The sequence below is a fragment of the Bacillus sp. AFS059628 genome, from assembly GCF_002571225.1.
Taxonomy (GTDB): domain Bacteria; phylum Bacillota; class Bacilli; order Bacillales; family Bacillaceae_G; genus Bacillus_A.
In genome coordinates this window covers 168,111-193,108 of sequence record NZ_NVEC01000008.1, presented here as the reverse complement: position 1 = coordinate 193,108, position 24,998 = coordinate 168,111, and the positions used below count along the sequence as shown (strand labels likewise).

The 24,998-nt window shown below is 35.0% G+C and carries 28 protein-coding genes and 1 pseudogene; 12 read left to right on the top strand and 17 right to left on the bottom strand.

The features are described 5' to 3' along the window. Positions 1-14 precede the first annotated feature (14 nt). Positions 15-596 (top strand): K(+)-transporting ATPase subunit C, encoded by a 582-nt coding sequence (gene kdpC / locus COL05_RS05740; protein WP_098667901.1) that lies wholly within the window; start codon positions 15-17, stop codon positions 594-596. Between the two features lie 56 nt (positions 597-652). After that, entirely contained in the window at positions 653-1,807 is a 1,155-nt protein-coding gene (gene kdpDN / locus COL05_RS05735; protein WP_098667900.1) for a KdpD-like non-kinase potassium sensor, read from the top strand. Positions 1,808-1,829: 22 nt separating this feature from the next. On the opposite strand, the gene COL05_RS05730 is transcribed toward kdpDN, so the two are convergent. After that, entirely contained in the window at positions 1,830-3,011 is a 1,182-nt protein-coding gene (locus tag COL05_RS05730; RefSeq protein ID WP_098667899.1) for an MFS transporter, read from the bottom strand. A 140-nt stretch (positions 3,012-3,151) separates the two neighbouring features. On the opposite strand from COL05_RS05730, the gene COL05_RS05725 reads away from it, so the two are divergent. The 4 genes and pseudogenes from COL05_RS05725 (at position 3,152) to COL05_RS05715 (ending at position 5,020) form a co-directional block, all read left to right on the top strand. Continuing rightward, a complete protein-coding gene (locus COL05_RS05725; RefSeq protein ID WP_098667898.1) occupies positions 3,152-3,613 on the top strand; it encodes a MarR family transcriptional regulator in 462 nt (153 codons plus the stop codon). Positions 3,614-3,741: 128 nt separating this feature from the next. Then, positions 3,742-4,596 carry a patatin-like phospholipase family protein gene (locus COL05_RS05720; RefSeq protein ID WP_098667897.1) on the top strand — a complete coding sequence of 285 codons (855 nt, stop codon included), beginning with the start codon at positions 3,742-3,744 and terminating at the stop codon, positions 4,594-4,596. 110 nt (positions 4,597-4,706) lie between these two features. Beyond that, positions 4,707-4,784: pseudogene (locus COL05_RS30880) on the top strand (ABC transporter ATP-binding protein); the annotation flags it as partial. Beyond that, the gene (locus tag COL05_RS05715) at positions 4,772-5,020 is read left to right on the top strand and encodes a hypothetical protein (RefSeq protein ID WP_098667896.1); all 249 of its coding nucleotides are present in this window, start codon (positions 4,772-4,774) and stop codon (positions 5,018-5,020) included. The pseudogene COL05_RS30880 and the gene COL05_RS05715, both read left to right, overlap by 13 nt. Before the next feature lie 96 nt (positions 5,021-5,116). Here the strand turns inward: COL05_RS05715 and COL05_RS05710 are convergent, their stop codons facing one another. Next, complete coding sequence (locus COL05_RS05710; protein ID WP_048526278.1) at positions 5,117-6,418, bottom strand: NCS2 family permease; 1,302 nt, start codon at positions 6,416-6,418, stop codon at positions 5,117-5,119. Between the two features lie 203 nt (positions 6,419-6,621). Here COL05_RS05710 and COL05_RS05705 point away from each other — a divergent pair, with 203 nt between their 5' ends. The 3 genes from COL05_RS05705 (at position 6,622) to COL05_RS05695 (ending at position 8,673) form a co-directional block, all read left to right on the top strand. After that, positions 6,622-7,488 carry an SDR family oxidoreductase gene (locus tag COL05_RS05705; protein WP_098667895.1) on the top strand — a complete coding sequence of 289 codons (867 nt, stop codon included), beginning with the start codon at positions 6,622-6,624 and terminating at the stop codon, positions 7,486-7,488. Positions 7,489-7,555: 67 nt separating this feature from the next. Further along, complete coding sequence (locus COL05_RS05700) at positions 7,556-8,317, top strand: L,D-transpeptidase (protein WP_098667894.1); 762 nt, start codon at positions 7,556-7,558, stop codon at positions 8,315-8,317. A 104-nt stretch (positions 8,318-8,421) separates the two neighbouring features. Next, the gene (locus tag COL05_RS05695) at positions 8,422-8,673 is read left to right on the top strand and encodes a hypothetical protein (RefSeq protein ID WP_098667893.1); all 252 of its coding nucleotides are present in this window, start codon (positions 8,422-8,424) and stop codon (positions 8,671-8,673) included. 11 nt (positions 8,674-8,684) lie between these two features. Here COL05_RS05695 and scrK read toward each other — a convergent pair whose 3' ends face one another. The 13 genes from scrK to COL05_RS05630 all read right to left on the bottom strand — a co-directional run bounded on the left by scrK (position 8,685) and on the right by COL05_RS05630 (position 20,397). Continuing rightward, positions 8,685-9,626, bottom strand: a complete 942-nt coding sequence (gene scrK / locus COL05_RS05690; protein ID WP_098667892.1) for a fructokinase — start codon at positions 9,624-9,626, stop codon at positions 8,685-8,687. Beyond that, positions 9,623-11,098 (bottom strand): glycoside hydrolase family 32 protein, encoded by a 1,476-nt coding sequence (locus COL05_RS05685; protein WP_098667891.1) that lies wholly within the window; start codon positions 11,096-11,098, stop codon positions 9,623-9,625. Before COL05_RS05685 ends, scrK begins: the two co-directional genes overlap by 4 nt. A 14-nt stretch (positions 11,099-11,112) precedes the next feature. After that, positions 11,113-12,492, bottom strand: a complete 1,380-nt coding sequence (locus COL05_RS05680) for a sucrose-specific PTS transporter subunit IIBC (RefSeq protein WP_098667890.1) — start codon at positions 12,490-12,492, stop codon at positions 11,113-11,115. A gap of 127 nt (positions 12,493-12,619) precedes the next feature. After that, entirely contained in the window at positions 12,620-13,606 is a 987-nt protein-coding gene (locus COL05_RS05675) for a LacI family DNA-binding transcriptional regulator (RefSeq protein WP_098667889.1), read from the bottom strand. Positions 13,607-13,723: 117 nt separating this feature from the next. Continuing rightward, the gene (locus tag COL05_RS05670; RefSeq protein WP_001115486.1) at positions 13,724-13,939 is read right to left on the bottom strand and encodes a DUF1540 domain-containing protein; all 216 of its coding nucleotides are present in this window, start codon (positions 13,937-13,939) and stop codon (positions 13,724-13,726) included. Positions 13,940-14,011: 72 nt separating this feature from the next. Continuing rightward, positions 14,012-14,431 (bottom strand): thioredoxin family protein, encoded by a 420-nt coding sequence (locus COL05_RS05665; RefSeq protein WP_098667888.1) that lies wholly within the window; start codon positions 14,429-14,431, stop codon positions 14,012-14,014. Positions 14,432-14,443: 12 nt separating this feature from the next. Beyond that, complete coding sequence (locus COL05_RS05660; RefSeq protein ID WP_000532256.1) at positions 14,444-14,863, bottom strand: disulfide formation protein C; 420 nt, start codon at positions 14,861-14,863, stop codon at positions 14,444-14,446. A gap of 165 nt (positions 14,864-15,028) precedes the next feature. After that, positions 15,029-15,277 carry a YhdB family protein gene (locus COL05_RS05655; RefSeq protein WP_048526289.1) on the bottom strand — a complete coding sequence of 83 codons (249 nt, stop codon included), beginning with the start codon at positions 15,275-15,277 and terminating at the stop codon, positions 15,029-15,031. 120 nt (positions 15,278-15,397) lie between these two features. Then, positions 15,398-15,907, bottom strand: coding sequence for a PCYCGC domain-containing protein (locus COL05_RS05650; protein WP_048545771.1), 510 nt, complete (start codon positions 15,905-15,907; stop codon positions 15,398-15,400). A gap of 45 nt (positions 15,908-15,952) precedes the next feature. Then, a complete protein-coding gene (locus tag COL05_RS05645; protein WP_098667887.1) occupies positions 15,953-17,062 on the bottom strand; it encodes a GerAB/ArcD/ProY family transporter in 1,110 nt (369 codons plus the stop codon). 16 nt (positions 17,063-17,078) lie between these two features. After that, positions 17,079-18,161, bottom strand: coding sequence for a Ger(x)C family spore germination protein (locus tag COL05_RS05640; protein ID WP_098667886.1), 1,083 nt, complete (start codon positions 18,159-18,161; stop codon positions 17,079-17,081). Then, positions 18,158-19,675 (bottom strand): spore germination protein, encoded by a 1,518-nt coding sequence (locus COL05_RS05635; RefSeq protein ID WP_098667885.1) that lies wholly within the window; start codon positions 19,673-19,675, stop codon positions 18,158-18,160. Before COL05_RS05635 ends, COL05_RS05640 begins: the two co-directional genes overlap by 4 nt. 125 nt (positions 19,676-19,800) lie before the next feature. Continuing rightward, positions 19,801-20,397, bottom strand: a complete 597-nt coding sequence (locus tag COL05_RS05630) for a hypothetical protein (RefSeq protein WP_142337361.1) — start codon at positions 20,395-20,397, stop codon at positions 19,801-19,803. Positions 20,398-20,629: 232 nt separating this feature from the next. Here COL05_RS05630 and COL05_RS05625 point away from each other — a divergent pair, with 232 nt between their 5' ends. Then, complete coding sequence (locus COL05_RS05625; protein ID WP_000214810.1) at positions 20,630-21,190, top strand: nitroreductase family protein; 561 nt, start codon at positions 20,630-20,632, stop codon at positions 21,188-21,190. A 75-nt stretch (positions 21,191-21,265) separates the two neighbouring features. Here COL05_RS05625 and COL05_RS05620 read toward each other — a convergent pair whose 3' ends face one another. Together COL05_RS05620 and COL05_RS05615 are read right to left on the bottom strand one after the other, a co-directional pair. Beyond that, positions 21,266-21,538, bottom strand: a complete 273-nt coding sequence (locus COL05_RS05620) for an Rv1352/Rv1906c domain-containing protein (protein ID WP_098667883.1) — start codon at positions 21,536-21,538, stop codon at positions 21,266-21,268. 135 nt (positions 21,539-21,673) lie between these two features. Next, on the bottom strand, positions 21,674-21,934 hold the full coding sequence (locus COL05_RS05615) for a hypothetical protein (protein ID WP_098667882.1): 261 nt from the start codon (positions 21,932-21,934) through the stop codon (positions 21,674-21,676). A 213-nt stretch (positions 21,935-22,147) separates the two neighbouring features. Between COL05_RS05615 and spoVR the strand changes: the two genes are divergently transcribed. After that, entirely contained in the window at positions 22,148-23,563 is a 1,416-nt protein-coding gene (gene spoVR, locus COL05_RS05610; protein WP_098667881.1) for a stage V sporulation protein SpoVR, read from the top strand. Between the two features lie 108 nt (positions 23,564-23,671). Next, positions 23,672-24,949, top strand: coding sequence for a neutral/alkaline non-lysosomal ceramidase N-terminal domain-containing protein (locus COL05_RS05605; RefSeq protein WP_098667880.1), 1,278 nt, complete (start codon positions 23,672-23,674; stop codon positions 24,947-24,949). Positions 24,950-24,998: the final 49 nt, after the last annotated feature.

The window sequence follows — 24,998 nt, the reverse complement described above, 5'->3', positions numbered from 1 at the left end:
AAGAGGGGAAAAAGATGGCGAAGAAACAAAGTATACTATCACCAATCATCCGGATTACTTTTACATTTTTAGTGTTGTGTGGCCTTGTATACCCACTTATTGTAACTGGTATTGCACAAGCGGTAATGAAGGATAATGCGGATGGAAGTCTAATATATAATGATAAAAATGAAGTGATTGGTTCTAAATTAATTGGTCAAAATTTCACAGACCCACGTTATTTTCATGGGCGTGTTTCTAGTATTGAATATAAGGCAGAAGCATCTGGTTCCAATAACTATGCACCGTCTAATCCAGATTTAGAGAAACGAGTAGAGAAAAGTATTGAAGAATGGAAGAAACAAAACCGGGCTTTTCCAGTGACAGAAGTACCAATTGATTTAGTGACGAATTCAGGTTCAGGGCTTGATCCTGACATTAGCCCACAGGCCGCTTCTGTACAGGTGGATCGCATCTCAAAATTAACGAAAATTCCGAAAGAAATGCTAGATCAATTGATTAAGGATCAAACGGAAGGTGCGGCACTTGGCTTATTTGGAGAGAACCGCGTGAACGTCTTAAAGTTAAATTTAGAATTACAGAAATTAATGAAATAGTAACAGTGCTACCTCAATCTAACGGATTGAGGTAGCGTTGTTTCAAAAGAAAGGTTGTGAGTGTTTTGTATGCGGATGACTATAAACCAACTTTTCAAAGGCGAACGCCAGAGGAATATTTAGAATATATCCGGCAGCAAAATCGCGGGAAGTTAAAGCTATATGTAGGAGCGGCTCCAGGGGTAGGGAAAAGTTATAAAATGCTCTATGATGCTAGAGAGATGAAAAAGGATGGTACGGATATTGTAATTGGTTTAATTGAAACGCACGGGAGAAAAGAGACAGAAGATGCAATTGCTGATTTAGAACAAGTTCCTTTAAAAGAAATAGATTATAAAGGGAAAGTATTTTATGAACTAGACGTGGAAGGAATTATAAAACGTGCCCCCGAGGTCGTTGTTGTGGATGAACTCGCGCATAGTAATATTCCTGGATCTAAAAATAAGAAACGTTATATGGATGTACAGGAATTGTTAGATGCCGGTATATCCGTATTATCAGCGTTTAATATTCAACATTTAGAAAGTGTTCATGATATTGTAGCTCAAATTACGAATGTAAAAGTAAGAGAACGTATTCCGGATTTTATTTTACAAAAAGCAAATGAAATTCAGCTCGTTGATGCAACGCCTGAGGTATTAAGGAAGAGACTAATAGACGGAAAGATATATAAAGAAGAAAAAATTCAGCAAAGCTTACATAACTTCTTTACACTTAATAATTTAGGAGCGCTTAGGGAATTATCACTTCGAGAAGTTGCAGATGATATGGACGAGAAAATTAGCCAAACAGTAATAGAACCGATTGGCGTAAAAGAAAAAATTCTCGTTTGTGTACAATACAGTTCAACAGCGGAGAAATTAATAAGACGGGGATGGCGCATGGCTGATCGGTTAAACGCTGAATTATATGTATTAAACGTTGAAAGGGAAAATATAGATTCTCTTTCAGCAGGGAAAAAGCAAACAATTGAAGAGTGGAAGTCGCTAACGAATCAATTTGATGCGAGTTTTGTTTTAGAAGAGGCCAAAGGAAGGAAGCCAGCGGATGTTATTATTGAAGTCGCGAAAAGATTACAAGTAACGCAAATTTTACTTGGACAATCGGCGAGAACACGTTGGGAAGAAATTCGAAAAGGTTCAATTGTAAATGAAATTATGAGGCAAACGAAGTATATTGATATTCATATCGTTGCGGATCAACGGGTTTAAAATAGAGACCATCTGCAGGTCTCTATTTTGCCTTTTGTGTGGCAGGGAAGCGTAGCATTCTCATCGCATATAAGATTATGAGTAGAAACATAATTGCACCTAGGAAGAAAATCCAAAAGTAATTTTGATTAAATACAAGAAATCCACCTATAAGTGGCCCTGTGCCCATACCGAGATAGCGCATAAAGTTGTACATACCGATAGCAGTTGCGCGTTCTTGTACGAATTCTTCTGTTAATAAAGTAGTGTGTGTTGGCATAGAAAGTCCCATACTAAAACCGTACAAAGATGTAACGATAATAATGAATGGGATATTGATGCTATATGTGAAAGAGAATAAAGTGACACATATAATATTGAAGAAACTAGTAATGAATAAAGCTTGTTTTGTTGTGAGGTGCTTTTGTAAAAGCTTGAAGTAATAACTTCCTAACATAATAGAAAGGGACATCGGTACAAACATAAGACCAATTGCACTTGCAGTTAAGTGAAATAAATTCGTTAAAATACTCGGTAAGAAAACGAGGAAACAAAAGTAAATACAAAATTGAATAAAGCCAATAAGAGTAATAGAAAATCCAGTTTTATTTTTTAAGATAAACCAGTGATTCTTTTTTGATTGCGGTTGCTTACTTACAGTTGGTTTTGTTTCTGGAAGTAGTGAAATGTTTATCGTTAATAAGAGAATGCCAAGTATAGATAAAAAGAGAAATACGGATACATGGCCGTTTATACTGCCGAGATAACCACCAATGAGGGGACCAATCGCAGGTGCGAGAGCAAGTAACATTTGATAAAGGCTCATTGCTTCTCCTCGTTCTTTTCCTTCAAATAAATCGCCAATAATCGTTGCTGCGACTACAGGTATAGCCGCTATTCCTATAGCTTGAACTGTCCTAAAAAACAGAAATAAATAAACGTTCGCCGAAAGAGCGCATCCGATTGAACCGATTGTACTAATGATCAAACTAGGAATAAGGACAGATTTTCTCCCTTTTGTATCAATGAAAGGTCCATATATGAGCTGCATAATCGCAAGAACGAATGTGAAAAGGGAAACTGTTACATTTACAAGATAAAGAGAAGTGTGAAAAGAATCTTGAATCATGGGCAAGATAGGCGTGTAAATATTTTGAGCGAAGGAACCGAGTAAGGCACTCATACAGACAACATATAAAATGAAATGTAGCTTGGATTTTTTCATTATGTTAACCTCCTTGTCATTTGGTTTCCTTGGAAACTAAATTTATTTTAACATGATTTTCTCACTTGTAAATATGAAAAAATGATTTTAAAATGGTATATAGTTAAATTGTTTCTTTGGAAACTTAGGGGGCGAATGGATTGGATTATACAACGAAACAAATGGAAATACTTTCGGGCATTCGTACGCTTTTACATAAAAAAGAAGAACATTTGAAATTGCAAAATGAGAAGTTTCTTCGTGAGACAGGTATAAGTGGTATGTCTTTATCTGAATTACATGTGATCGAGTGTATCGGGAAAAATGGTTTGATGAATGTAACTGCTATTACGACAGAAATGGGAATGACGAAGGGGGCAATCTCTAAAATTTGTACAAAGTTGTTTCAAAAGCAATTCGTTGAGAAGATGCAAATGTTAGATAATCAAAAAGAAATATTCTTTCGTTTAACGGAAAGCGGAAATGAAATATATAAAGCTCATGATACATTGCATAAACAAGCTGAAGAAAAGTGGCTGTTACTTTTAGATAGATATACGAAAGAAGAGCAAGATTTTATTCAAAGATTTATAAAGGATGTCTCCGATCATTTGGAAATATAATTGGAAGAAAAAACTCCTTCATTTCAAGTCTTTTGAATATAATTTCTAAAAGAACTCATATATAATAGAAACAGATACTTAACATAGTGAATAATTAAAGAGTCAATATATAAAGAGGAGAGAATAACATGCTTGAAAATACGGGGTTAGTATTAGAAGGCGGCGGTATGCGTGGTGTATATACGGGCGGGATATTAGAATACTTTATGGAACAAGATTTATATTTTCCATATGTAATTGGTGTATCTGCTGGTGCTTGTCATGCAGCGTCGTATCTTTCCAGACAAAGAAATAGAAATAAAACAGTAAATATTGATTATGCATCACATCCGAAATATTTATCGTATAAAAACTTATGGAGAAAACGCCAGTTATTTGATATGGAGTTCATTTTTCATGAGATTCCAGAAAAGCATGTTCCGTTTGATTTTGAAACATACTTTAATAGCCCAGAGCGTTTCCTTGTAGGGACAACAGATTGTGAAACAGGACAGTCTGTTTATTTTGAAAAAGAAGGAACGAATGATGATGCACTAAATTTATTACAAGCATCTAGTTCATTACCTTTCATTGCACCAGTAGTAAATTACCGTGGTAAGCAATTGTTAGATGGCGGGATTTCGGATCCGATTCCAGTTCGTAAAGCACAGGAAGATGGATTTAAAAAATCAGTCGTAATTTTAACGAGAAATCATGGTTATGCGAAGAAAAAGTCAAAGTTTGGATGGGTGGCAGCGAAAGCATATAAAAAGTATCCGAACCTTGTGAAGACGATGTTGAATCGTTATGAAGTATATAATGAAACACTGCACTATATTGAAAAAGAAGAACAAGCTGGGAATTTATTTGTTATTCGTCCAGAAGTGCCGCTTCAAGTAGATCGTATGGAAAAAGATACAGCAAAACTACAAAATCTATATGAGCAAGGCTATGAAGATGCAAAGAGACAGTTTGCAGATTTACAGGCGTTTTTACAAAAATAATGATTAGGCTGTGGAGAAGAGTTTCTCCGCAGCCTTTTTTGTATTGCTTGCTTATCCGTTACTTTTTAAAAATGTATGAATGTTTAAATGTTTAAAGAGTTTGTAAAACGCTAGTTGTAACACACGATCAAAAGGTAGCTGCATGCTGCCAGAGGACAATACGTTTGCTTGATGGATGTATGGTATAATATGGATAAAAGTATGTGAAGAGGTGATACATATGGAAAATGTATATAAAGGTCTTAGGCATACTGGATTTACTATGATGTTTATTTTTTGTGGCGTATTTTTATTGCGCTGGTTCATTCATGATGAAATGCTACTAGATCAGCTTATTGGTTTTAGTATAGGGATGATACTGGTTATTTCGTCAATTTTCATTCAAAAGTACAGTAAAGAATTACAAGTAAATGAGAAATGTTAAAAGTAGTTCGTTTGATTGTTGCAAAAGGAAAGTGGCGCATCGAAATTTGATGCGCTACTTTTTTATGTATAAAAAAATCCCTCTTTATGAGGGATTTTAATGTGGTAAGAAAATCAATTGATAAGCGAACAAGATTCCAAATACATACACAAGTGGGTGAACAGCACGGAATTTACCTTTTGCCACTTTCATAAGTGGGTATGAAATAAATCCAAGTGCGATACCTGTTGCGATACTTGATGTAAGTGGCATGCTTAAGATTACTAAGAATGCTGGGAATGCTTCATCAAATGCGTCCCAATCGATGTGGCGAACTGATCCCATCATAAGACTACCAACGATAATTAATGATGGTGCAGTAATAGCTGATACACCAGAAACGGCACTTACTAATGGTCCGAAGAATGCTGCTAGTGCGAATAGAACGGCTACTGTAACAGTTGTTAAACCAGTACGACCACCAGCTGCAACACCAGCAGATGATTCGATGTAAGCTGTTGATGGTGTTGTTCCGAACATAGAACCGATTGTTGCTGAGAATGAATCAGATAGAAGAGCTCGTCCAGCTTTTGGAAGTTTTCCGTCTTTCATAAATCCACCTTGTTGAGCTACACCAAGTAATGTACCTGTTGTATCGAATAATGTAACAAGGAAGAATGAAAATACAACGCCGTATAATCCGTAGTTAATTACATCAGATACAGCAGTAATTGGATTTGAAACGATAATTCCTTCTGGTAATCCAGGCATTGATGTAACACCGTTTGAGAATGTTAATTGTCCTGTGAAGAAAGCGATAATACCAGTTAATAGCATCCCGATAAATAGTGCACCATTTACATTTAAAGACATAAGGATGATTGTAATTCCAAGTCCAGCTAATGCTAGTAGTACTGGAGCAGAGTGAAGATCACCAAGTCCAACTAAGTTTGCTTCATTTTTTGTAACGATACCTGTTAAACGTAAACCGATAAAGGCGATGAAAAGACCGATACCAGCAGTAATTGCATGTTTTAAGTTTTCAGGAATTGCTTCCATTAATTTTGTACGGAAAGATGTGAATGATAACAAAATTAAAATCATACCTGCTACGAATACAGCAGAGAATGCAATTGCGAAAGTCATGCCTTCATGAGCTTTTACAACAGAGTAAGAGAAGTAAGCATTTAATCCCATACCTGGTGCAATTGCGATTGGTAAGTTTGTAAAGATCGCCATAAATAATGTTCCGACAACAGCAGCGATAATTGTTGCTGTAAATGCTTGTTCAAATGGAACACCTGCATCCCCAAGGATGACAGGGTTTACGACAATGATATATGCCATTGTTAAGAAGGTAATAATACCTGCCATAATTTCAGTTTTAATAGAAGTTTTATGTTTTGAAAGGTTAAACATATAAACATCCTTTCTGTTTACGAATAATTTTCACAACAGTTATATATAATATTCGTTTTTTAACTATTTTGCAATAGTTTTGCATAAAAAGTTTACAACAATTCATATTTTGTGTCGTAAATTCGAATATTAATCGTAAATCGATGTGTGAATTTCAGTTTTTATTGTGCGCATATTATAAGGAAAAGGAGTTGAAAGAAGCTATGCCACAGCAAAAAAACTTTGTAACAATGCCTGCCCAACATCAAAATAAACAGCCCGGTGTTGAATCATTAATGAATCCACTTCCCCAGTTTGAAGATCCAAACTATAAAGGAAGCGAAAAGTTAAAAGGAAAGAATGTATTAATTACAGGAGGGGATAGCGGGATTGGACGAGCTGTTTCCATCGCTTTTGCGAAAGAGGGAGCGAATATTGCGATTGCGTATTTAGATGAAGATGGAGATGCAAATGAGACGAAGCAACGTGTAGAACAAGAAGGTGTAAAGTGTGTGTTGTTACCAGGTGATTTAAGTGATGAACAGCACTGTAAAGATATTGTAGAAGAGACCGTCAAGCAGCTAGGTAGTGTAAATGTTTTAGTAAATAATGTCGCGCAGCAATATCCACAGCAAGGGCTAGAGTATATTACAGCAGAACAGTTAGAAAAGACTTTTCGTATTAATATTTTTTCTTATTTTCACGTTACGAAAGCAGCACTTTCTCATTTAAAGCAAGGGGATGTCATTATAAATACGGCGTCTATCGTTGCGTATGAAGGAAATGAAACTTTAATTGATTACTCGGCAACGAAAGGAGCAATCGTTGCTTTTACAAGGTCACTTTCCCAATCGTTAGTGCAAAAAGGGATTCGTGTAAATGGTGTTGCGCCTGGGCCAATTTGGACACCACTTATTCCATCAAGCTTTGATGAGAAGAAGGTTGCTCAGTTCGGGAGCAATGTTCCGATGCAAAGGCCTGGTCAACCGTATGAATTAGCGCCAGCATACGTATATTTAGCGTCTAGCGATTCATCTTATGTTACCGGACAAATGATACATGTAAATGGGGGCGTTATTGTAAATGGATAGTTTTCATTTATAAGAGCAAAGTAAAGTTAATTCCACTTATTATAGTGGCGCTAGGGGAGGGATATAGGTGAAAAAATTATGTTTCGTCATACTATTATTTTTCATCCTACCAGTTAGTGCCTTTGCTGATACAGATCATCTAATATTAGTGAATCTTACGACAAACCAATTATCTTTTTTTGAAAATGGAAATTATACAAAAACATTCCCCGTAACAACTGGAAGAGATCGTACACCTACGCCTGAAGGTAATTTTTGTATTATAACTAAATATAAAAATAAAGAATACCATCGGAAAAAAATAGCTGGTGGTGCACCGAATAACCCTCTTGGTACGAGATGGCTTGGACTAGATAAAAATGAATATGCGATTCACGGGACAAATCGGGAATGGACAATTGGAAGTAGGGAATCAAATGGTTGCATTCGTATGCATGACAGAGATATACAGTGGCTATATGACCGAGTCCAATTACAAACAAAAGTAATCATTTCCCGTTTTCATACGAGCCCCGAATATGAGGCGAATAAGCTTGGCTACCGCGTCGTGAGCTGGAATGGTCGTAAAGTAGAGGAAGAGCAAATTGGCGTGCTTACGTTAGTAGACCGTGCCGATATATATTGGCAAGAACCAAATGGGCAGTTAACGAAAGTGAAAACGGTATTGCCGAATGAAAGATATAAAGTGTATTCAAAGCGAAAAGATGGAATATATTATATAGGAAACAATTTGTATATTGTGGATGAAACTGGAGAGAAAATTCGTTACGAGCAAATTCCTTCTTCGGTTTTAAGTAATATATATAAACGAAAATATAATGTTCCGTAATAGGCTACCGTATTATAGACGGTAGCTTATTTCTACTTCGAGTTTAACTGCAACTATTGGATTTTGCTGAATATAATACAGTACAGATAGGGGGCGGTTACATTATGAAAAGTGAATTTGCCTTTAAAGTTTTCTTAGTAACGACCTGTTTATTTATCGTGTATTTGTATTCGTTTCTCGTTTTTTCTTTTTATGTTCCATATGTTGATTTAATATTGTTCTTCGGATTTATTTTGGCATTTGTGAAAGCAAGAGAAGGTGAGAAGAGTATATATCGGCGCATTACCTTATGCGGGACAGCTATTCTCGTTATTTTGTACTTTTTTATGATGCATGATTTTTGGAGAGGAATGTAAAAAGCATACGATTAATCGTATGCTTTTACATCTGTTAATGATGGAAGAGAGGCAATGGCTCCGTAATTTTTACATGTGAGAGCACCTACTTTATTTGCAAAGGAGATAAACGTTGTTAAATCTTCGAAATTATGAGGAAACGTTTGTTCGCTTTTAGCGATTTGGTATAACATCGCTCCAACGAAAGCATCACCAGCGCCAGTAGTATCAACTTGTTGAATGGAGATAGAAGGTACAATAGTTTGCTTATCTTTTGTTGCAAGAAGAGTACCGTCTTTTCCGAGTGTAATAGCTACGGCTTTCGCACCATGATTTAATAATTTGAGTGCAGATTGTTGTAAATCACTCTCTTTAGAAAGCATAATCGCTTCTTCTTGACTTACTTTTACAAAATGAGCATGTTTTATAAAGGTTAAGCAGTCTTGAATAAATTGTTCGGTATTTGTAATGAGCGCATTTCGGTAATTTGGATCAAAAGAAATAAACTGGTCACTTTCTCTTGCATGTTGTAGAAGTTGAAAATATGTGTCTTTTAACGGGCTGGACAATAAAGCTGTCGCTGAACCAAAATGGATTAAATCATTCGTTTTTATTTTTGATAAATCAATGCTATTGAAATGATATTCACCGTCTGCGCCACGCATAAAGGTAAAATCACGCTCACCATTTTGATCGATAGATACGAATGCAAGTGTGGTTTGTTTATCCTTTATGAGCATGGAAGTGTCCACATGTGCATGTTGTAAAGTTTGTTCAAGAAATTCACCAAATGGATCGTTTCCTACTTGTCCCATAAATGTAGCGTGTCCACCTAATTTTGTAATAGTAGCAGCAACGTTAGCGGGTGCTCCACCAGCTTTTTTTTCGAAATCTGAACCGTTTACTAAAGAAACATTGGTATTTCGGCAAACGAAATCAATTAATAGTTCACCGATACAAAAGACATTTCTCATACAATTCCTCTTTTCAGCTTATATTGTGTAATGATAAAGTTTAGTTTTGCATCTGAAAAGATTGCTATATGATGTTTCAAGTCTTTTCGAGGAAACACTCGGGACGTAAAGACTGTTGAACCATCGTATAAGAAAATTTCCACGATGCTTGCATCTACAAATATTTGTAGTTCTATCGTATCTTGAATATTAATTTTTTTATAGCGTTCATAACCATATTCTCCGCCAAATTGATGGCAGAAGTTGCTCCTGTCTATAGAAACAGTGCCTTCTTTCCGATTAAATGTAATTGGAAAACATTCCTCTTCATTATGGAAAAGAGAAAGTCCGAATAGGTTTGCATTCTCTGTTTTGAGAGTAACAATTAATTCATAGGAGTCTTTGTGATCAAGTGTTGATAATATATTTAATCCAGCTTTTATATCTCCTGAAATTTCTTTTTTTGTTGTTCGTAGTTTTGCTAATTCTGAAACTGGTTTTTGTTTTAATATGTTGTCCTCTAATGTTAATTCACGTGGAAGTGTTAAACAATGAGCCCACATATAATCATCAGAAGGGTATGTGATTTCACTTGATCCTGCCCAAGCAAACAATAGGCGGCGACTAGTAGAGTCTTTTAGAGTTTGAGGGGCATAAAAATCGAACCCTTTATCAACCTCGTAATATGAATCAACATGGAAATGTGAATTTTCAATATCGAAATGTCCTATAGCATAAACAACATTGTATACATTTTGAAAATTTTCTTCTTCTTTTTCAATTCCTTGAGGTGAAAAGAGAAGTACATCTTTCCCTGATAATTGGAAGTAATCGGGGCATTCCCACATGAATCCAAATTCTTTTAAGTTTGTTGTAATTTCACCTTGGAAATGCCAATTGTATAGGTCTTGTGACCTATATAGTAAAAGAGTTCCAGTTTTATTTTTGCGTTGTGCACCGAGTAACATATAGTATATATCGTTATGTTTCCATACTTTTGGATCACGCACATGTTTTGTATATCCGTTAGGAATTACATCAATAACAGGATTATTACTATATTTCGTCATCTTATATTGAGAATCCATTATTACCATACATTGCTTTGCATCACGGGAATCATCAGCTTTTTTTATATTTCCTGTATACAGTAAGTGAAGAAGTTCGTCTTTTACGATAGCGCTACCAGAATATGCACCGTGCGATTCATAGCTTTCAGTAGGTATGATAGCTACAGGCATACGCTCCCAGTTAATAAGATCTTTTGATTTCACATGTCCCCAATGCTTCATTCCGTGAGTGGGACCGAATGGATACCACTGATAAAAAACATGATATTCATCATTGTAGTATGATACACCGTTAGGATCATTCATTAATCCAAAGGATGGATGGATATGATAAATTGGTTTCCATGAATCTTGGTTTGCAATTTCATATAAAGAATGTAATTCGTCTTTATCAGATTGCAATATTGTTTTATATTTTGACATAGGTTTTCACCTCGTTATTGTTTACTTTCTTTATATAAAATGAATGTGGCAACAAAAGCAGTGATAACTGCAATAGCGAATCCAATTATATAGTGAATCATATTCATTATGCCAAGAGGTGCAACAATTGTAAGCATTGGAATACCTGTTAAACCGTATGCATTAGCCGCTACTTGCATCCAAACAACGTAAGCGCCACCAATAGCGCCACCAATAGCTGCTGCAATAAATGGTTTACCAAGTTTTAAATTGACACCAAAAATAGCTGGTTCTGTAATTCCTAAAAATGCTGAAGCTGCTGCTGGAATTGCAATTTCTTTCGTTTTTTTGTTTTTTGTTTTGAAATAAACTGCTAAAGTAGCCCCACCTTGAGCAACGTTCGCCATTGACCAAATAGGGAGTAAGAAATTGACACCGATATCTTTATTTGCGAGTAAGCCTGCTTCAATAGCATGGAAGCTATGATGTAAGCCAGTAAGAACAATTGTTGAATATAGCCCACCGAATATAAGACCAGCTACTGGCCCTGCAAATTGATAAATTGTATTTAAAAGGTACGTAATGCCGTCACCGATTTTATATCCAATCGGTCCGATAATAATAAGTGATAAAAAGCCAGTTATAATAATCGTTAAGAATGGTGTAACTAATAAATCTAAAGAGTTTGGAACGCGTTTTCGAAGTTCTTTTTCAATTGTACTCATGACATATACGCATAACAGAATAGGTAAAACAGTGCCTTGATAGCCAATCATATCAATATTCATACCAAGAAAATGTAAAACAGTTGGTTTTGCATTTGAAAGAGTCCAAGGATTCGTTAAGCTTGGGTGAGTTAATATACCACCAACAACTGCACCTAAGAAAATATTTCCACCAAATTCTTTAGCGGCACTAACCCCGATTAAAATAGGTAAAATAATGAAAGCTGCACTTGAGAACATATCAAGTAATTGGATAAGTGAGTGATCTCCAGAAACTAATTTAAACGCTTTCAACATTCCGAGTAGTCCCATAAGTAAACCGCTTGCGACGATAGCTGGAATAATTGGAACGAAAATATTAGATAATGTCTTTGCTAGGCGAGCGATGGGATTCATTTTTTTCTTAGATATATCATTTGATGTTGTAGAATCCAATTCAGCTATTCCAATTAGTTTTGAAAACTCATCATATACTTTGTTTACTATGCCAGTTCCAAAAATAATTTGGTATTGTTCAGTCGTTGCAAAAGCACCTTTCACTTCATCGATGTTTTCAATTTCGGAAGCGTTTATTTTTGTTTCATCTTTTAGTACAAGACGAAGGCGAGTAGCGCAATGTGTAGCGCGAACAATGTTTTCCTTTCCGCCGATATTTTGTAATACTTGTGTTGCGATTTGTTTCATATTCATAAAAATGCCCCCTTACGATATTTTATGGAACCGGTTCCGTAAATAATTAAAATAAAAAACAGGGAATTGATGTGAAGAATCCTGTTTTTTAATATGGAACCGGTTTTATTTTTATTATAGAGTGCCTTTAAATTTTGTCAACGCTTTCTTGAATTTTCAATGTATAACGAGAGTGTAATATTTTTGGTATAGTTTTGTTTTGGACAAGCTGTGAAAGAGAAGTGGCAGCAAGCTTTCCAGCATACTCATAGTCAAACGCAATTGTCGTTAAGCTAGGGTGTACCATTTCTGAAATATCATATCCCCCGAATCCTGTTACAGAAATATCATTTGGTACAGAAAGAGAATGGGAGTGAATGACTTTCATTGCCCCAAGTGCGATGTTATCTGTAGCACATACGATAAGCGTTGGACGGTTATTACTTAAAATATGTTGTACTTGTTTCATGGCATCTTCTATTTGGAAAGATGTTTCGTAATAACAAACACTGCAAGTCGGCTCTAAATTTTCAATTGCTTTTTGAAAACCGTTTTTTCGATTTATACCAACAGAAATATCATCTCTTTCTACCCCTAAATAGGCGATATTTCTATGCCCTTGTGATAACACGTATGCTCCTAACTCATAAGCTGCATCATAATCATCATGAACGAGGCAATATTGATCTTTATATTCTTGCCCAACGAATAAAATAGGAATATTTGAATTAGCAATAATTTGTTGATGCTTATTTGTTAAAGTTTTTGTTAATAAAATAATGCCAGCTACCCTTTGTTTTATAAAGTTTTCCATTGCTTGTATTTCAGTTTCAATTGTTTGATTTGCATTTGCTACAAGCATTTGATAGTTATTTTCCTGTAACGTATTATCAATCCCGATAAGAGTTTTCATTGTAGCGAAGGAGTCTAATCGGGGGATAATAACACCAATTAAATTTGTTGTTTTTGCTTTTAAGCTTTGAGCAAATGTATTGGGAGAGAAATTTGTTTCCTGAATAATACTTTCGATTTTAAATTTTGTTTTATCACTTACGTATCCACCGTTTAAGTAACGAGAAACTGTGCTTTTTGCAACTCCAGCCAATTTGGCGATATCTGCAATTGTTTTAGTCATATATTTCACCTTCGTATTCATAAAAAATGTTAATTTTATTATAGGGAGAATTGGGGAGGACGTAAACAAGAAGAGGAAAAGAAAAAACCACCTCACGTATATGAGGTGGAATATGTGTTAATATTTTGGCTTAAATGTATGACAACAAGTTTCTACACTCGTTGCCACAGAACTTTCTAGCGTCTCGTTTGTTAAAACTGCACTTGTATACGATTCATTTTCAGTTTGACCTGTTTCATCTGCATCTGGCTGAACGATAATCGCACTTGCTTGACAAAAGTTACCTTGTCCCCAAAATGAACAATTGGAAACAGAGCATCTTACTTCTGGCATAAAACCCCCTCCTTATACATTAGTTTGGGACTTTATGCCCATTTCATGTGTAGAAGGAGTTTCCTTTTCTCGTTATTTTTTCGTTTGTTCAAACCATTCTTTGAACTTTTCTTTTGACTGTTCTCCGCTAATACGGCTTACTTCTTTACCATCTTTAAAATGAATAATTGTAGGTGTGCCTTTAATATCATACTTATCCCAAGGCTCGTTTAAATTTTCAATATCAATTACTTTCATATCAACATTTAAGTCTTTCGCTAAAGGTACGACAATAGGAGAGATCTTTTGGCAATGAACGCAAGAGGTTTGATAAAAGTAAATCGTTTGTTCTTTTTTATCTTCTATATTTTTATTGAGATCCTCAAGAGAAATTTTATTTGAGTAGTAATCTTTTTCATTTGTCGATGCATTTTTCTTTTCCATTTGTGTTACAGCAAACATTGCCACAAATAAAACGATAATAATACCGCCAAATATAAGTATTTTTTTCATTCTTTCATCTCCTTATTTGTTTTTAATGACAATAAAGCTACAAACAGCGATTGTAATAAAGCCGATAAGTGCTAAAAACGGGATTGTCACAAAGCCGAACCAGTTTATGTATTCTCCCGTACATGGTACACGGCCGCAAGCTGCCCCAGCAGCTGAAAATGCTGCGATTTTTTGAATTGCATAGTGATATAAAGAAATACAAGCACCAATACTTGCAATTGGTAATGAATAACTTGCGATGCGATAGTCTTTTTTTACTACAGCGATACCGAGCCATAAAACGAATGGATACATAAAAATACGTTGATACCAACAAAGGACACAAGGCTCAAATTTCATGATTTCGGAAAAGTATAGACTTCCTAGTGTAGCAATAAAAGAAGCTCCCCACGCGGTAAATAAAGCATATTCTTGCTTTTTTTCTCGTCCCATATTTTATACCTCTCTTATAATAGTTACATACTAAATTATAGTATGAAGTGGTACAGAAAAGAAAGAAAAAATATGTTTATCAATAAAAGTTTTATAAGAGGAAACTTTTATTGATATAAATATTTTAAAAAAGCGCCATTCTCCAGAAGAGAATAGCGCTATATTTTACATTTGAATTTGCTCTACTTCATCTATATGTGACTTTTGTGATGCATGGTCAATATATTGAAATAGGAGCTGCAATTGTTTATCAACTTCCGGTAGTTCTTTACTGTATTGATAAGCGTGTAAAAAATGTTCAATACGCTTAGAAAATAATTGATCGTTCGTTTGAACCATAAGAACGAGTAATTTATCCCAATTACAGCAATACGTGTAATAGAGAGCTTTATCATAGTCGTTATATGTTTGCACTGTGTACCCTCCTTACTGAGGAGTTATATATAGTGTGTGACAAGCAAGGAGAAATACACTTGAAAGAATTTGTTAAGAAAAAAAGCGAATGAAAAGAAAAAACGAGGAATTTCCTCGTTTTTAAGCTTTTGGCATTGGCGTAGGTGTTGGTTTGCCATAGCCTTCTTTATATTTATTGTCGATATAATTACGAATTTCGAGTGTTGATTTTCCTTTTTGTTTCATGGAAGCAGATTCAACTGCAATTTCTAGGCAATTGACACAAGTTGTTGCATGGGAGTCCCAAACAACTTCACCATTCTTTTTCATTTCACGAATAAAGCAGTTTTTATTATTTTTATGTCCCACACTCTCACCGCAACCACAGTAACATGGAATCCAATCTAATAGCTCTGCGTTTTGTCCAGCGACAGTGTAAATATCTTTCATTTGTGGATCAAGCTTGTCTAGGAAGGTAGGAAGTGTGTCTACTCCTTTTGTTTTTTCTTGAATGTCAGCTTGCTGAGTGTGTGACGCGTGGTCATGCTCTTCTTTTGATTCAGATGATTTTTTTTCGTTTGTACTAGTAGCTCCGCAACCAGCAAGAATTAAACTTAGTACTGCAAGTAAAGAAAATACATATTTCTTCATACGCTTGTCCCCTTTACAAATGTATTACTCAAATTGTAGCAGAGATTATGGTGTATCGGTCGAAGATTTTTTCGACGGATTTTTGAAGCGCCATCGCAGTGAATGAAATAGAAATAAAATTGGGATATAAGCGTATACAATATATAAGCCTGCTTGAGATAGTACTGTATTTAATGTGTTGATACTTTCACGATTTGTGAAAAATAAGGAAGCTGTAAAGACCATGAAAGTCAAAAATGGTAATGTGAATTTAAAAGGAATATGAAATGAACGCTTCATCGTTTGACATGATGACCAAATGGTTAAACAAAGATTTGGCAAAATAATTAAAAACCAAACGAAAATAATAATATATTCAAAGCGTTGAATGAAAGGAACTTTAATAATTTTTAACATTGTTAAAGTAGGCCAAATTGTATGATTTAATTGCCCTTCGCTATAATACATAAAAGATACGATGGCTAAAACTACATAAATTAATGTACTAAAAGCAATACCTGCATGAGCCCATCTTTTTAAGGATTTTCCTTTTTCAATAAATGGATAAAAGATTAAGATTGTCTCAAAACCAAGAAACTCTAACGCAGAGTGTTTTGCAGATATAAGCATGTCAAAAGGCGAGTGTGTAAAAACTGGTAAAATATTACTAGGATGTGCATATTTCATTGGATAAATTAAAAAGAATACAACGAAAATAGGAAGAACGACTCCCCAAAAACATATTCCGGTTACAGAGCGAAATCCACCCTTTATAATATAGCAAGTCACTAATAAAAACATAAAGGTTAGTTTCCATAACTTAATGGTAGGAAAAATCCAAACTTGTATTACTTCCATATATGTACGAAGAACAGTAAGGCAAAATAATAAGCAATATAGGGTGAAAATGATGGAAAAGATAGAACCAATCCATTTTCCAAAGCTCGTTGTATGAATGCTAATTAAATCTCCATCTTTTTCTAACATTTGTAGCATGCAAAACAGTACAATATGAGTTGCCATGCCTGCTATGATTAGAGAAATCCAAGCATCATAACCAGCATTTTTTAAAATTACACGTTGATACCCTAAAATTCCTATTCCGACTTGAAGAGAATGTAATAATACAAATGCAAAATATGGAGAGACGGTTTTTGTTTTATTCATTGTATGCATTGGTTATTTCACCTCACTATTCACCGATTCCAGATTGTACAATGTTAATATCTAAATCTATATCCACAGCTACATTCGGATACATATTTCGAATTTGGTTTATATTCCATTTTCTCGTATGGCTTCTAATTTCATCGCGTACTCCTAATGGATCAATTCTCTTTTCTTGAAATTGTTTTATTAACTCTTTACAGTCGTTTTCAACATTTCGTTCAATTTGTTTTTTTATATAAGTGATATTGGTTTTCTTTCTTAAATCAATCCAAGTAGGGGAATTTTTAATTAATCCATTTAATTTTAAATGGATTTTTACTTTTGGTATGTCACCAGTATGATCAATATCATACTTACTTTCCCCAGCTAAGTTTTGTATGACCACCATACCTTTATGTTTATTCTTTTTTATCGCTGCTTCGTAACGCCCATTTTTTGTAGGATTAATTAGTAGTTTTGCTAAAACAGAATGTCTTTTATCGGTATACATAACAACTTTATCACCTCTTAAAAAAGCAAGCCCTTTGACAGCGACGGAATGATTATCCCCCATTTTAATATAAGGGACATAGGCATCACATACCGAAGAGTAGTAATTATATAAAAAAATGTTTAATGAGGTTTGTGGAATGTTCTCATTTCTTATATTTTGCTCGAGTAAATCAGCAATATATAATGATCCATTTTGTTTGCCATAATTTAAAAGTTCTTCAGCTGATCCATCTACAATTGCTAGTTGTACATCACGGCCGATATTTGGATCACGTTGTAAGTTAGTAATAATTTCCCCCATTCCTTGTTCTCCTAAATCTTTTCCAAATAGAACGACACGCATTTGACCTACAACAACATTGTGAGGGGATTTCGCATTTAATCGTGAAGCGATTGTTTCAAGTGAACGAGCAGATGTAGATTGAGTTTCTGGTTTAGACTTTACACCGTGTGTATACTCTGGAAATAAGATCGTTCCTTGGAAGTTTTTGTTTTTTTTTATGTCAAATCCAGCAATATGGATAATACGCTGCGTATCCACTACATACGTTTGTGTACAGCCAGTTTGTAGAACAAAAAAGATGATAATAAGGTACAATAAGAGTTTTTTCATTCATTATCACCATCACGTTTTCGTTTTGCTTTGTTTGAGTTATAGCGCCATTTAGATCTTGGTCTAAGGAAAGAAGGCCTTTGTGCAGTTTGGCTAAACGGTAAACGGAGAAAGCCTTCCGCTGTACCTAAACCACGAAATGGATATAAAGGTAATAAATAAGGTGATCCAAGTGATTTTAATTTAATTAAATGAGCTAAAATAAATACAAACCCGACAATAAGACCTAATCCACCAAATGCACCAGCTAAAAGAATAAGCGGAAATCGTAACAACCGGATAGTAGAAGACATTTTTACAGTCGGTGTTGTGAAAGATGCAAGAGCGGATAAAGCAACTGCAATTAATAAAATTGTACTTGTTAAAGCGGCTTCAACAGATGCTTGCCCAATTACAATCCCGCCAACAATACCAATTGTTTGTCCTACTTTCGTCGGTAAACGTGCTCCCGCTTCACGAAGTAATTCGATTGTAATTTCTAAAAAGAGTGCTTCTAGAATAGGCGGGAAAGGTACGTTCGCTCTTGAGAAAATAATGGGTCCTAGTAAATCAGCAGGAATCATTTGATAGTGATACGTTAAAGCCGCTGTATAAATAGCGGAGGAAAAAAGAGAAAATATAGCTCCGAAAAAGCGAATAACGCGAAAGAACGATCCAATCATCCACGGTAAATAATAATCTTCTGGTGAAATGAAAAAATCTAGTAACGTTGTCGGTCCTGATAAAGCATATGGAGAGCCATCTGTTAAAATTAAAACTTCCCCATTAATTAATGCAAATACTGCTCGGTCTAATCGTTCTGTAGGTAATAGAACAGGAAAAGGTGAATTACTATTATCACTAATAAATTGCTCAATCATAGTTGCGTCAAATGGGACATCAAAGTCAATGTCTTCTAGCCGTTGTATGGCGGTGTTGATAAATTGTTCATTTGTAACTCCTTCTATATAAGCAACTGCTACTTTTGTTTTTGACATAGTTCCGACGGTTACTTCTTTAAATATGAGTTGCTCCGTGACAATATTTCGGCGTAATAAGTGTATATTTGTATCAAGGTTTTCAACGAAACCGATTTTAGGCCCGATTACGCTATATTCATTTTCTGTATCGTTATTTAATCGTATTCCTAAAACAGTACTTTCGGCACGAATTAAAGCATATTGATCGGGATTCGAATTGTTTTTTAAGCGTAATAAAATATATCCACCTAATAATTTCTCACGAATATCATCAATAGAAGGGGAGGTAATAATATCTTCAATAGAGACGATATTACATAAATCAGAGATGTTTTGGATTCGATCCGATTCTTTTTTTAGAGGAGTTAAAATAAATTGTTTAATAATAAGTGCTTCCACGACAGATTTATAATAAAACAAGCATAATGTTTCATTTTCAAGTACGTTATAAGAGACAAAATCGCTAGATTCTGTCATGCTTTGTATAAATTCTGGAATAGAACAAAGTGTTTTTGGATTAGTCTTTTTTGATTTCTTAGATGATAAACCGAACATTTTCTCACCCCTAACATATATCATTTCTTTGTGTTAGTTTTTGGGAAAGACGGGAATTTATACTTGAAAATTGAAAGTTCATAAAGAAAAGGAAGAGTATTGAAAATCTCTTCCTTTTTGGTGTATTAATTTGTTTTTTTTTCCTTAATTGACTTTACTAATTTAATCATTTCTGCTCGTATATCTTCTTTTTTTACATTTAATTTTTCGGCAATCTGTTTCATATCCATTCCGTCTTTTTTCATTTTTAGTACATCGTCAAGAGGGGTATTACTTTTTTGAGAGATGATTGTTAATACTGTGAACTGACGTAATCCGATATTGTATTCTTTCATCTTTTGTTTGAGTCTGTCTGGTGTAGATTTTTGCATATTTGCTAATTCTTGCAGTAGTGCTTTTTTCGTTTCTTTATTCATATGATGCTTTTTCAATTTACTTGGATCTACACCGAAATGCTCGGCTGTTTTCTCCCACGATTTATTTTGTTTATAGTAAGCTAAAACGTCTTTAATTTCTTTTTTACTCATTCTTGCAATGTGAGCAGCTTTCCAAATTTCATGTTTGTTATAGCCGAGTTTTTCGAGTGACTGCATTTCTTCTTCTGAAATTGCTTTATGATGATGGAATGTTACTTCTTTTGGCGTGGCAGCGTAAGTAGGGAGGATGGTTGCCCCGAATAATAATGCTGCCATAGTCATACTTAATGCAATTTTTTTGTACATATAAACTCCTCCTAGATGGATAATGTGGAAAACTGTATACATATCATTTCCATAAAATGTGAAATACTTGTGAACAAATCAAGTTTTTTTATTCACAGTATGAACTGAAGTTTTTGGAAGTTTTCCAACATAAAACATTGATTAATAGTAAAAAACTAAGGTATAATCGAAATTGAAAATCAATATCAATAATAAACGTATACATATAGATAAAAATAAGGGAGAGAAAAATATGACTACATATACTTCCATCGCAAATGTGATTAAAGAAAGACGTTCTGTTCGTACATTTACAGATAAAGCAGTAGACAAAGAGTTATTAATTGAACTATTAAACGACGCAACGTGGGCACCGAATCATAAACATCGTGAACCATGGAATTGTAAATTATACATTGGAGAAGGTCGTCAGAAATTAGTGGACGCAGTATTAAACTCTTTCACAGAAGAAGAAAGAGCGAAACGCGGTAAAATTTTATCAGATCGTTTCTTAAGCACACCTGCACAAATCGTTGTGTATATAAATGAAGATCCTCGTCAAATTCAACGTGACGAAGATTACGCTGCAACATGCGCATTTATGCAAAACTTCCAACTTCTTGCTTGGGAACGTGGATTAGGTTGTGTTTGGAAATCAGGCGGATTAAACTACAATCCATTATTTATAGAAGGACTTGGTTTAACAAGAGGTCAACGCATCGTTGGAATTCTTCACCTTGGCTATTTCGATAAAGCACCAGAAGGAAAAGCTCGTACGCCGATTACGGAGAAGATGGAGATTATTGAAGGTTAATTTAATATTTGTTCGTAAAAGAAGCACATTCTTAATTTTAGGAATGTGCTTCTTTTTATATTTTATTGGAATGTATTAGTTTGATAGTAATAGAGAAGCACGGTTTAATTTTAAATATTGTCCTTCTTGAATCGTTAAATAGCGCTCTTCTTTAAAGTTATCATTGCTAATGATGTTTTTTAAGCCATTTACAGTACTATTTGCATGTAGGGAGTAGTATCCTGTTGCTCCATCATTTGGGACCAACTTATACTCACCAGCAGGAACATCAATTCCTACGCGGTACATGCCTGGAATTAGCTCTTTACCGTCTAATGGGATTTTTTCTACTTTAGTTGCTGGTAACATTTTAGCACGCTTTAGTTGTAAATATTGTCCATCTTCTACAGTAAGAAATCTAAAAGTTGCAAAATTATCATTCTGTAAAATATTGTTAGATGATCCGGTACTATCTTTTAGAACTGCAAAATAAGCACTTTGTCCTTAATCAGCTAAGATGAAATATTCACCAGAAGGTAAATCTGTACCAACTTTATACATACCAGATTTAATACTTTCATCTTTTTTTGGTTCGGGCTTTGCTGTATCAGCAGTTGTAGTTGCCTTAGCTTCAGAAGAATTTTGTGTTGTTTCTTCTTGTTTTTTTGTTTCATTTGTTTTTTGTGTTGTTTCTTTTGCGTTTCCTTCACATGCTGTTAAGAGAATAAGGAAACAAGTAAGAAATAAAATATAACATTTCTTCATGATGTAACTCCTTGTTGTATAACATTTTAATACCTTAATAGTATAACTTTAGGATATCTAAAATACTAGTGTTCTGTGAATAAATGGTATTTAATGAAGATTAAGTTTATTTATAAAATGAATGAACAATGCTGTTTATTATGCAATCAATCCTCATGAAAGCTTGTTCTCAATCATACACTTTCTTAAGGGAAAGTGTAAGGAGGGAAAATAATGAGAGTAAGTGACGATAAAGCACTGCAATATGCGATTGCGGAAATTACAGAAATTGCGACTGGATTTGGGCTTGATTTTTATCCGATGCGTTATGAAATATGTCCAGCGGAAATTATTTATACATTTGGTGCATATGGGATGCCGACGAGATTTTCACATTGGAGTTTTGGAAAACAGTTTTTCAGAATGAAATTACAATATGATTTAGGCCTTAGTAAAATATACGAACTCGTTATTAACTCTGATCCATGTTATGCCTTTTTATTAGATACAAACTCGTTAATTCAAAATAAATTGATTGTAGCGCACGTTTTAGCACACTGCGATTTCTTTAAAAATAATATTCGTTTTTCAAATACGAAGCGAGATATGGTAGAAAGTATGTCAGCAACAGCTGAACGGGTGAAAGCGTATGAGCATAAGTACGGAAAGGCAGAAGTAGAAACATTTTTGGATGCCGTACTTGCTATTCAAGAGCATATTGACCCGTCGCTTATGCGCCCGAAACTCGCGTGGAGTATTGAAGATTTAGAAGAGGATGTGGAAAAGAAAAAGATATCACAGTACGATGATTTATGGAATTTAGATGATCGAAACAAAAAGAGAGAACGACCTAATATGCATAAAAAGAAGAAAATTCCGCCGCAACCAGAGAAAGATTTACTTCTCTTTATTGAAGAATATAGCCGTGAACTAGAAGAGTGGCAACGAGATATATTAACGATGATGCGTGAGGAAATGCTGTATTTCTGGCCGCAGCTTGAAACGAAGATTATGAACGAAGGCTGGGCATCATACTGGCATCAACGCATCCTCCGCGAAATGGACTTAACATCTGATGAAGCAATAGAATTTGCGAAATTAAATGCAGGTGTCGTTCAGCCATCAAAAACGAGCATTAACCCATACTACCTCGGTATTAAAATGTTTGAAGATATTGAAGAACGCTACAACAATCCAACAGAAGAAATGAAACGAAGAGGCGTCAAACCAGGATCTGGTCGTGACAAAATCTTTGAAGTACGCGAAATCGAATGGGATGTCTCGTTCTTAAGAAACTATTTAAATAAAGATCTCGTAATGAGAGAAGATATGTACTTATTCCAGCGCCAAGGAAAAGAATATAAAGTAATAGATAAAGAGTGGGAACATGTACGTGATCAGCTCGTAAATATGCGAACAAATGGCGGTTTCCCGTACTTAGTAGTAGAAGACGGAGACTACTTAAAGAACGGAGAATTGTACATTAAACATAGTTACGAAGGAATTGAGCTCGATTTAAAATACTTAGAAAAAGTATTGCCATACCTTCATCAATTATGGGGAAGGACGGTGCATATGGAGTCGATTGTGGAGAGTAAGGGCGTTGTGTTTTCTTATGATGGGAAGATGGTGCATCGGAAGTATGTGTGATGAAAAGAACGGACATAGAATGCTATGTCTGTTCTTTTTTATTTGAAACAAGTTCAAATATGCTATTCTTGAAAAAAGGGAGTTACATAGAGAAGTGGAGCGATTCAAATGAGCAAAATAGGGGTATGCAAGGTGGATATTACGCCGCCTGTCGGTATTGATTTTGTCGGATATCATAGAGAGACAGGAATAAATAATATTGAAGAGCGTATTTATGGGACAGTTTTTGTATTTGAAAAAGATGAAATGAAAACTGTGTTTATAAGTATTGATAATATCGGGATGTTAGTAGAAGATACGAATTTGATTCGGGAGCGAGTAGCTAGTAGGCTCCATATACCATTTGAGCGAATAACGGTTGTTTATACTCATACGCATTCTGGTCCAGAGACGGTCGGTGATGATCCGCTAGTGCAGTCGTATAAAACGATTTTAGTAAATAATGTAGTGCACGGTGCGGCTACTGCGAATAACAACTTGAAGCGATGTGAAGTTGGCTGGGGTGTTACGACAGGGGATATTGGGATAAATCGAAGAGAGAGAACATCTGATGGAAGAGCAAAGATGGGAACAAATATAGAGGGTGTTGTAGATAAACGTATTGGCATGTTGGCAATAAGAAATGCTGAAACGAAGGAGCTATCTGGGATTATAGTATTTTGTACTGCGCATCCGAATGTGTTAAAAGGTGATAGCGATGTATTATCAGCAGATTATCCAGGAATGACGAGAGAGATTCTAGAGAAAATCGTAAACTGTCCTGTTATTATTGTGCAAGGTGCTGCTGGTAATGTAAATGCAAAGTATCGCGGTTCAAGGGAAGCTTTAAAACAAATGGCTTATACACTTAGTGGGCATGTGTTAACGATGTTGCCAACAGTTACATATAGCCCAATTGTAAATGTAAGAACAATTTCGAGTACGATGCAAATGAAGTTGAAAGGTATTCCTGAAATAAATGAGATACGAAGCATGGCTCAATTAGCGGAGAAGCAGTGGGGTGTGAATACGGATGAATGGCTTACTATCGTTTTAGAGAAATATAAGCAAGGTATTCGGCAGTTACGTATTGATTTAGAAGTTCAACTATTTCAAGTTAATGAGGGCATGTTTTTGGGTATACCGATGGAACCTTTTTCAGAAACTGCTTTAGAAATGAAAGAACGTCTTCAAAATGAACTAGCTTTCTTTGGCGGATATACGAATGGATATATTGGTTACTTACCGACAAAGGAAGAATTTGCATATGGTGGATATGAAGTGGAGTTAAGTCCGGTTGTATATGGACCGGTTACAAACTTGTTGATGCCACCGGAGGAAAATACAGCAGATGTAATCGTACAGAAAGTTATAGAACTATACGAAAAGGAACTTGGAAATATCTAAGTTCTTTTTTGTTTCGAATTTGTGAACAAAAGACATATATATTGAAAAT

Excerpts from the sequence above, each read along its gene's own strand:
- COL05_RS05645 (WP_098667887.1), bottom strand. The coding sequence starts at position 17,062 with ATGCATACAATGAATAAAACAAAAACCGTCTCTCCATATTTTGCATTT.
- COL05_RS05625 (WP_000214810.1), top strand. The coding sequence starts at position 20,630 with ATGACTACATATACTTCCATCGCAAATGTGATTAAAGAAAGACGTTCT.
- COL05_RS05620 (WP_098667883.1), bottom strand. The coding sequence starts at position 21,538 with ATGTTACCAGCAACTAAAGTAGAAAAAATCCCATTAGACGGTAAAGAG.
- COL05_RS05710 (WP_048526278.1), bottom strand. The coding sequence starts at position 6,418 with ATGTTTAACCTTTCAAAACATAAAACTTCTATTAAAACTGAAATTATG.
- COL05_RS05635 (WP_098667885.1), bottom strand. The coding sequence starts at position 19,675 with ATGTTCGGTTTATCATCTAAGAAATCAAAAAAGACTAATCCAAAAACA.
- COL05_RS05665 (WP_098667888.1), bottom strand. The coding sequence starts at position 14,431 with ATGAAAAAAATACTTATATTTGGCGGTATTATTATCGTTTTATTTGTG.
- spoVR (WP_098667881.1), top strand. The coding sequence starts at position 22,148 with ATGAGAGTAAGTGACGATAAAGCACTGCAATATGCGATTGCGGAAATT.
- COL05_RS05605 (WP_098667880.1), top strand. The coding sequence starts at position 23,672 with ATGAGCAAAATAGGGGTATGCAAGGTGGATATTACGCCGCCTGTCGGT.
- COL05_RS05650 (WP_048545771.1), bottom strand. The coding sequence starts at position 15,907 with ATGAAGAAATATGTATTTTCTTTACTTGCAGTACTAAGTTTAATTCTT.
- scrK (WP_098667892.1), bottom strand. The coding sequence starts at position 9,626 with ATGAGAAATGTCTTTTGTATCGGTGAACTATTAATTGATTTCGTTTGC.
- kdpC (WP_098667901.1), top strand. The coding sequence starts at position 15 with ATGGCGAAGAAACAAAGTATACTATCACCAATCATCCGGATTACTTTT.
- COL05_RS05615 (WP_098667882.1), bottom strand. The coding sequence starts at position 21,934 with ATGAAGAAATGTTATATTTTATTTCTTACTTGTTTCCTTATTCTCTTA.
- COL05_RS05705 (WP_098667895.1), top strand. The coding sequence starts at position 6,622 with ATGCCACAGCAAAAAAACTTTGTAACAATGCCTGCCCAACATCAAAAT.
- COL05_RS05640 (WP_098667886.1), bottom strand. The coding sequence starts at position 18,161 with ATGAAAAAACTCTTATTGTACCTTATTATCATCTTTTTTGTTCTACAA.
- COL05_RS05660 (WP_000532256.1), bottom strand. The coding sequence starts at position 14,863 with ATGGGACGAGAAAAAAAGCAAGAATATGCTTTATTTACCGCGTGGGGA.
- COL05_RS05685 (WP_098667891.1), bottom strand. The coding sequence starts at position 11,098 with ATGTCAAAATATAAAACAATATTGCAATCTGATAAAGACGAATTACAT.
- COL05_RS05715 (WP_098667896.1), top strand. The coding sequence starts at position 4,772 with ATGTATGGTATAATATGGATAAAAGTATGTGAAGAGGTGATACATATG.
- COL05_RS05680 (WP_098667890.1), bottom strand. The coding sequence starts at position 12,492 with ATGAATATGAAACAAATCGCAACACAAGTATTACAAAATATCGGCGGA.
- COL05_RS05695 (WP_098667893.1), top strand. The coding sequence starts at position 8,422 with ATGAAAAGTGAATTTGCCTTTAAAGTTTTCTTAGTAACGACCTGTTTA.
- COL05_RS05630 (WP_142337361.1), bottom strand. The coding sequence starts at position 20,397 with ATGTACAAAAAAATTGCATTAAGTATGACTATGGCAGCATTATTATTC.
- COL05_RS05730 (WP_098667899.1), bottom strand. The coding sequence starts at position 3,011 with ATGAAAAAATCCAAGCTACATTTCATTTTATATGTTGTCTGTATGAGT.
- COL05_RS05675 (WP_098667889.1), bottom strand. The coding sequence starts at position 13,606 with ATGACTAAAACAATTGCAGATATCGCCAAATTGGCTGGAGTTGCAAAA.
- COL05_RS05670 (WP_001115486.1), bottom strand. The coding sequence starts at position 13,939 with ATGCCAGAAGTAAGATGCTCTGTTTCCAATTGTTCATTTTGGGGACAA.
- COL05_RS05720 (WP_098667897.1), top strand. The coding sequence starts at position 3,742 with ATGCTTGAAAATACGGGGTTAGTATTAGAAGGCGGCGGTATGCGTGGT.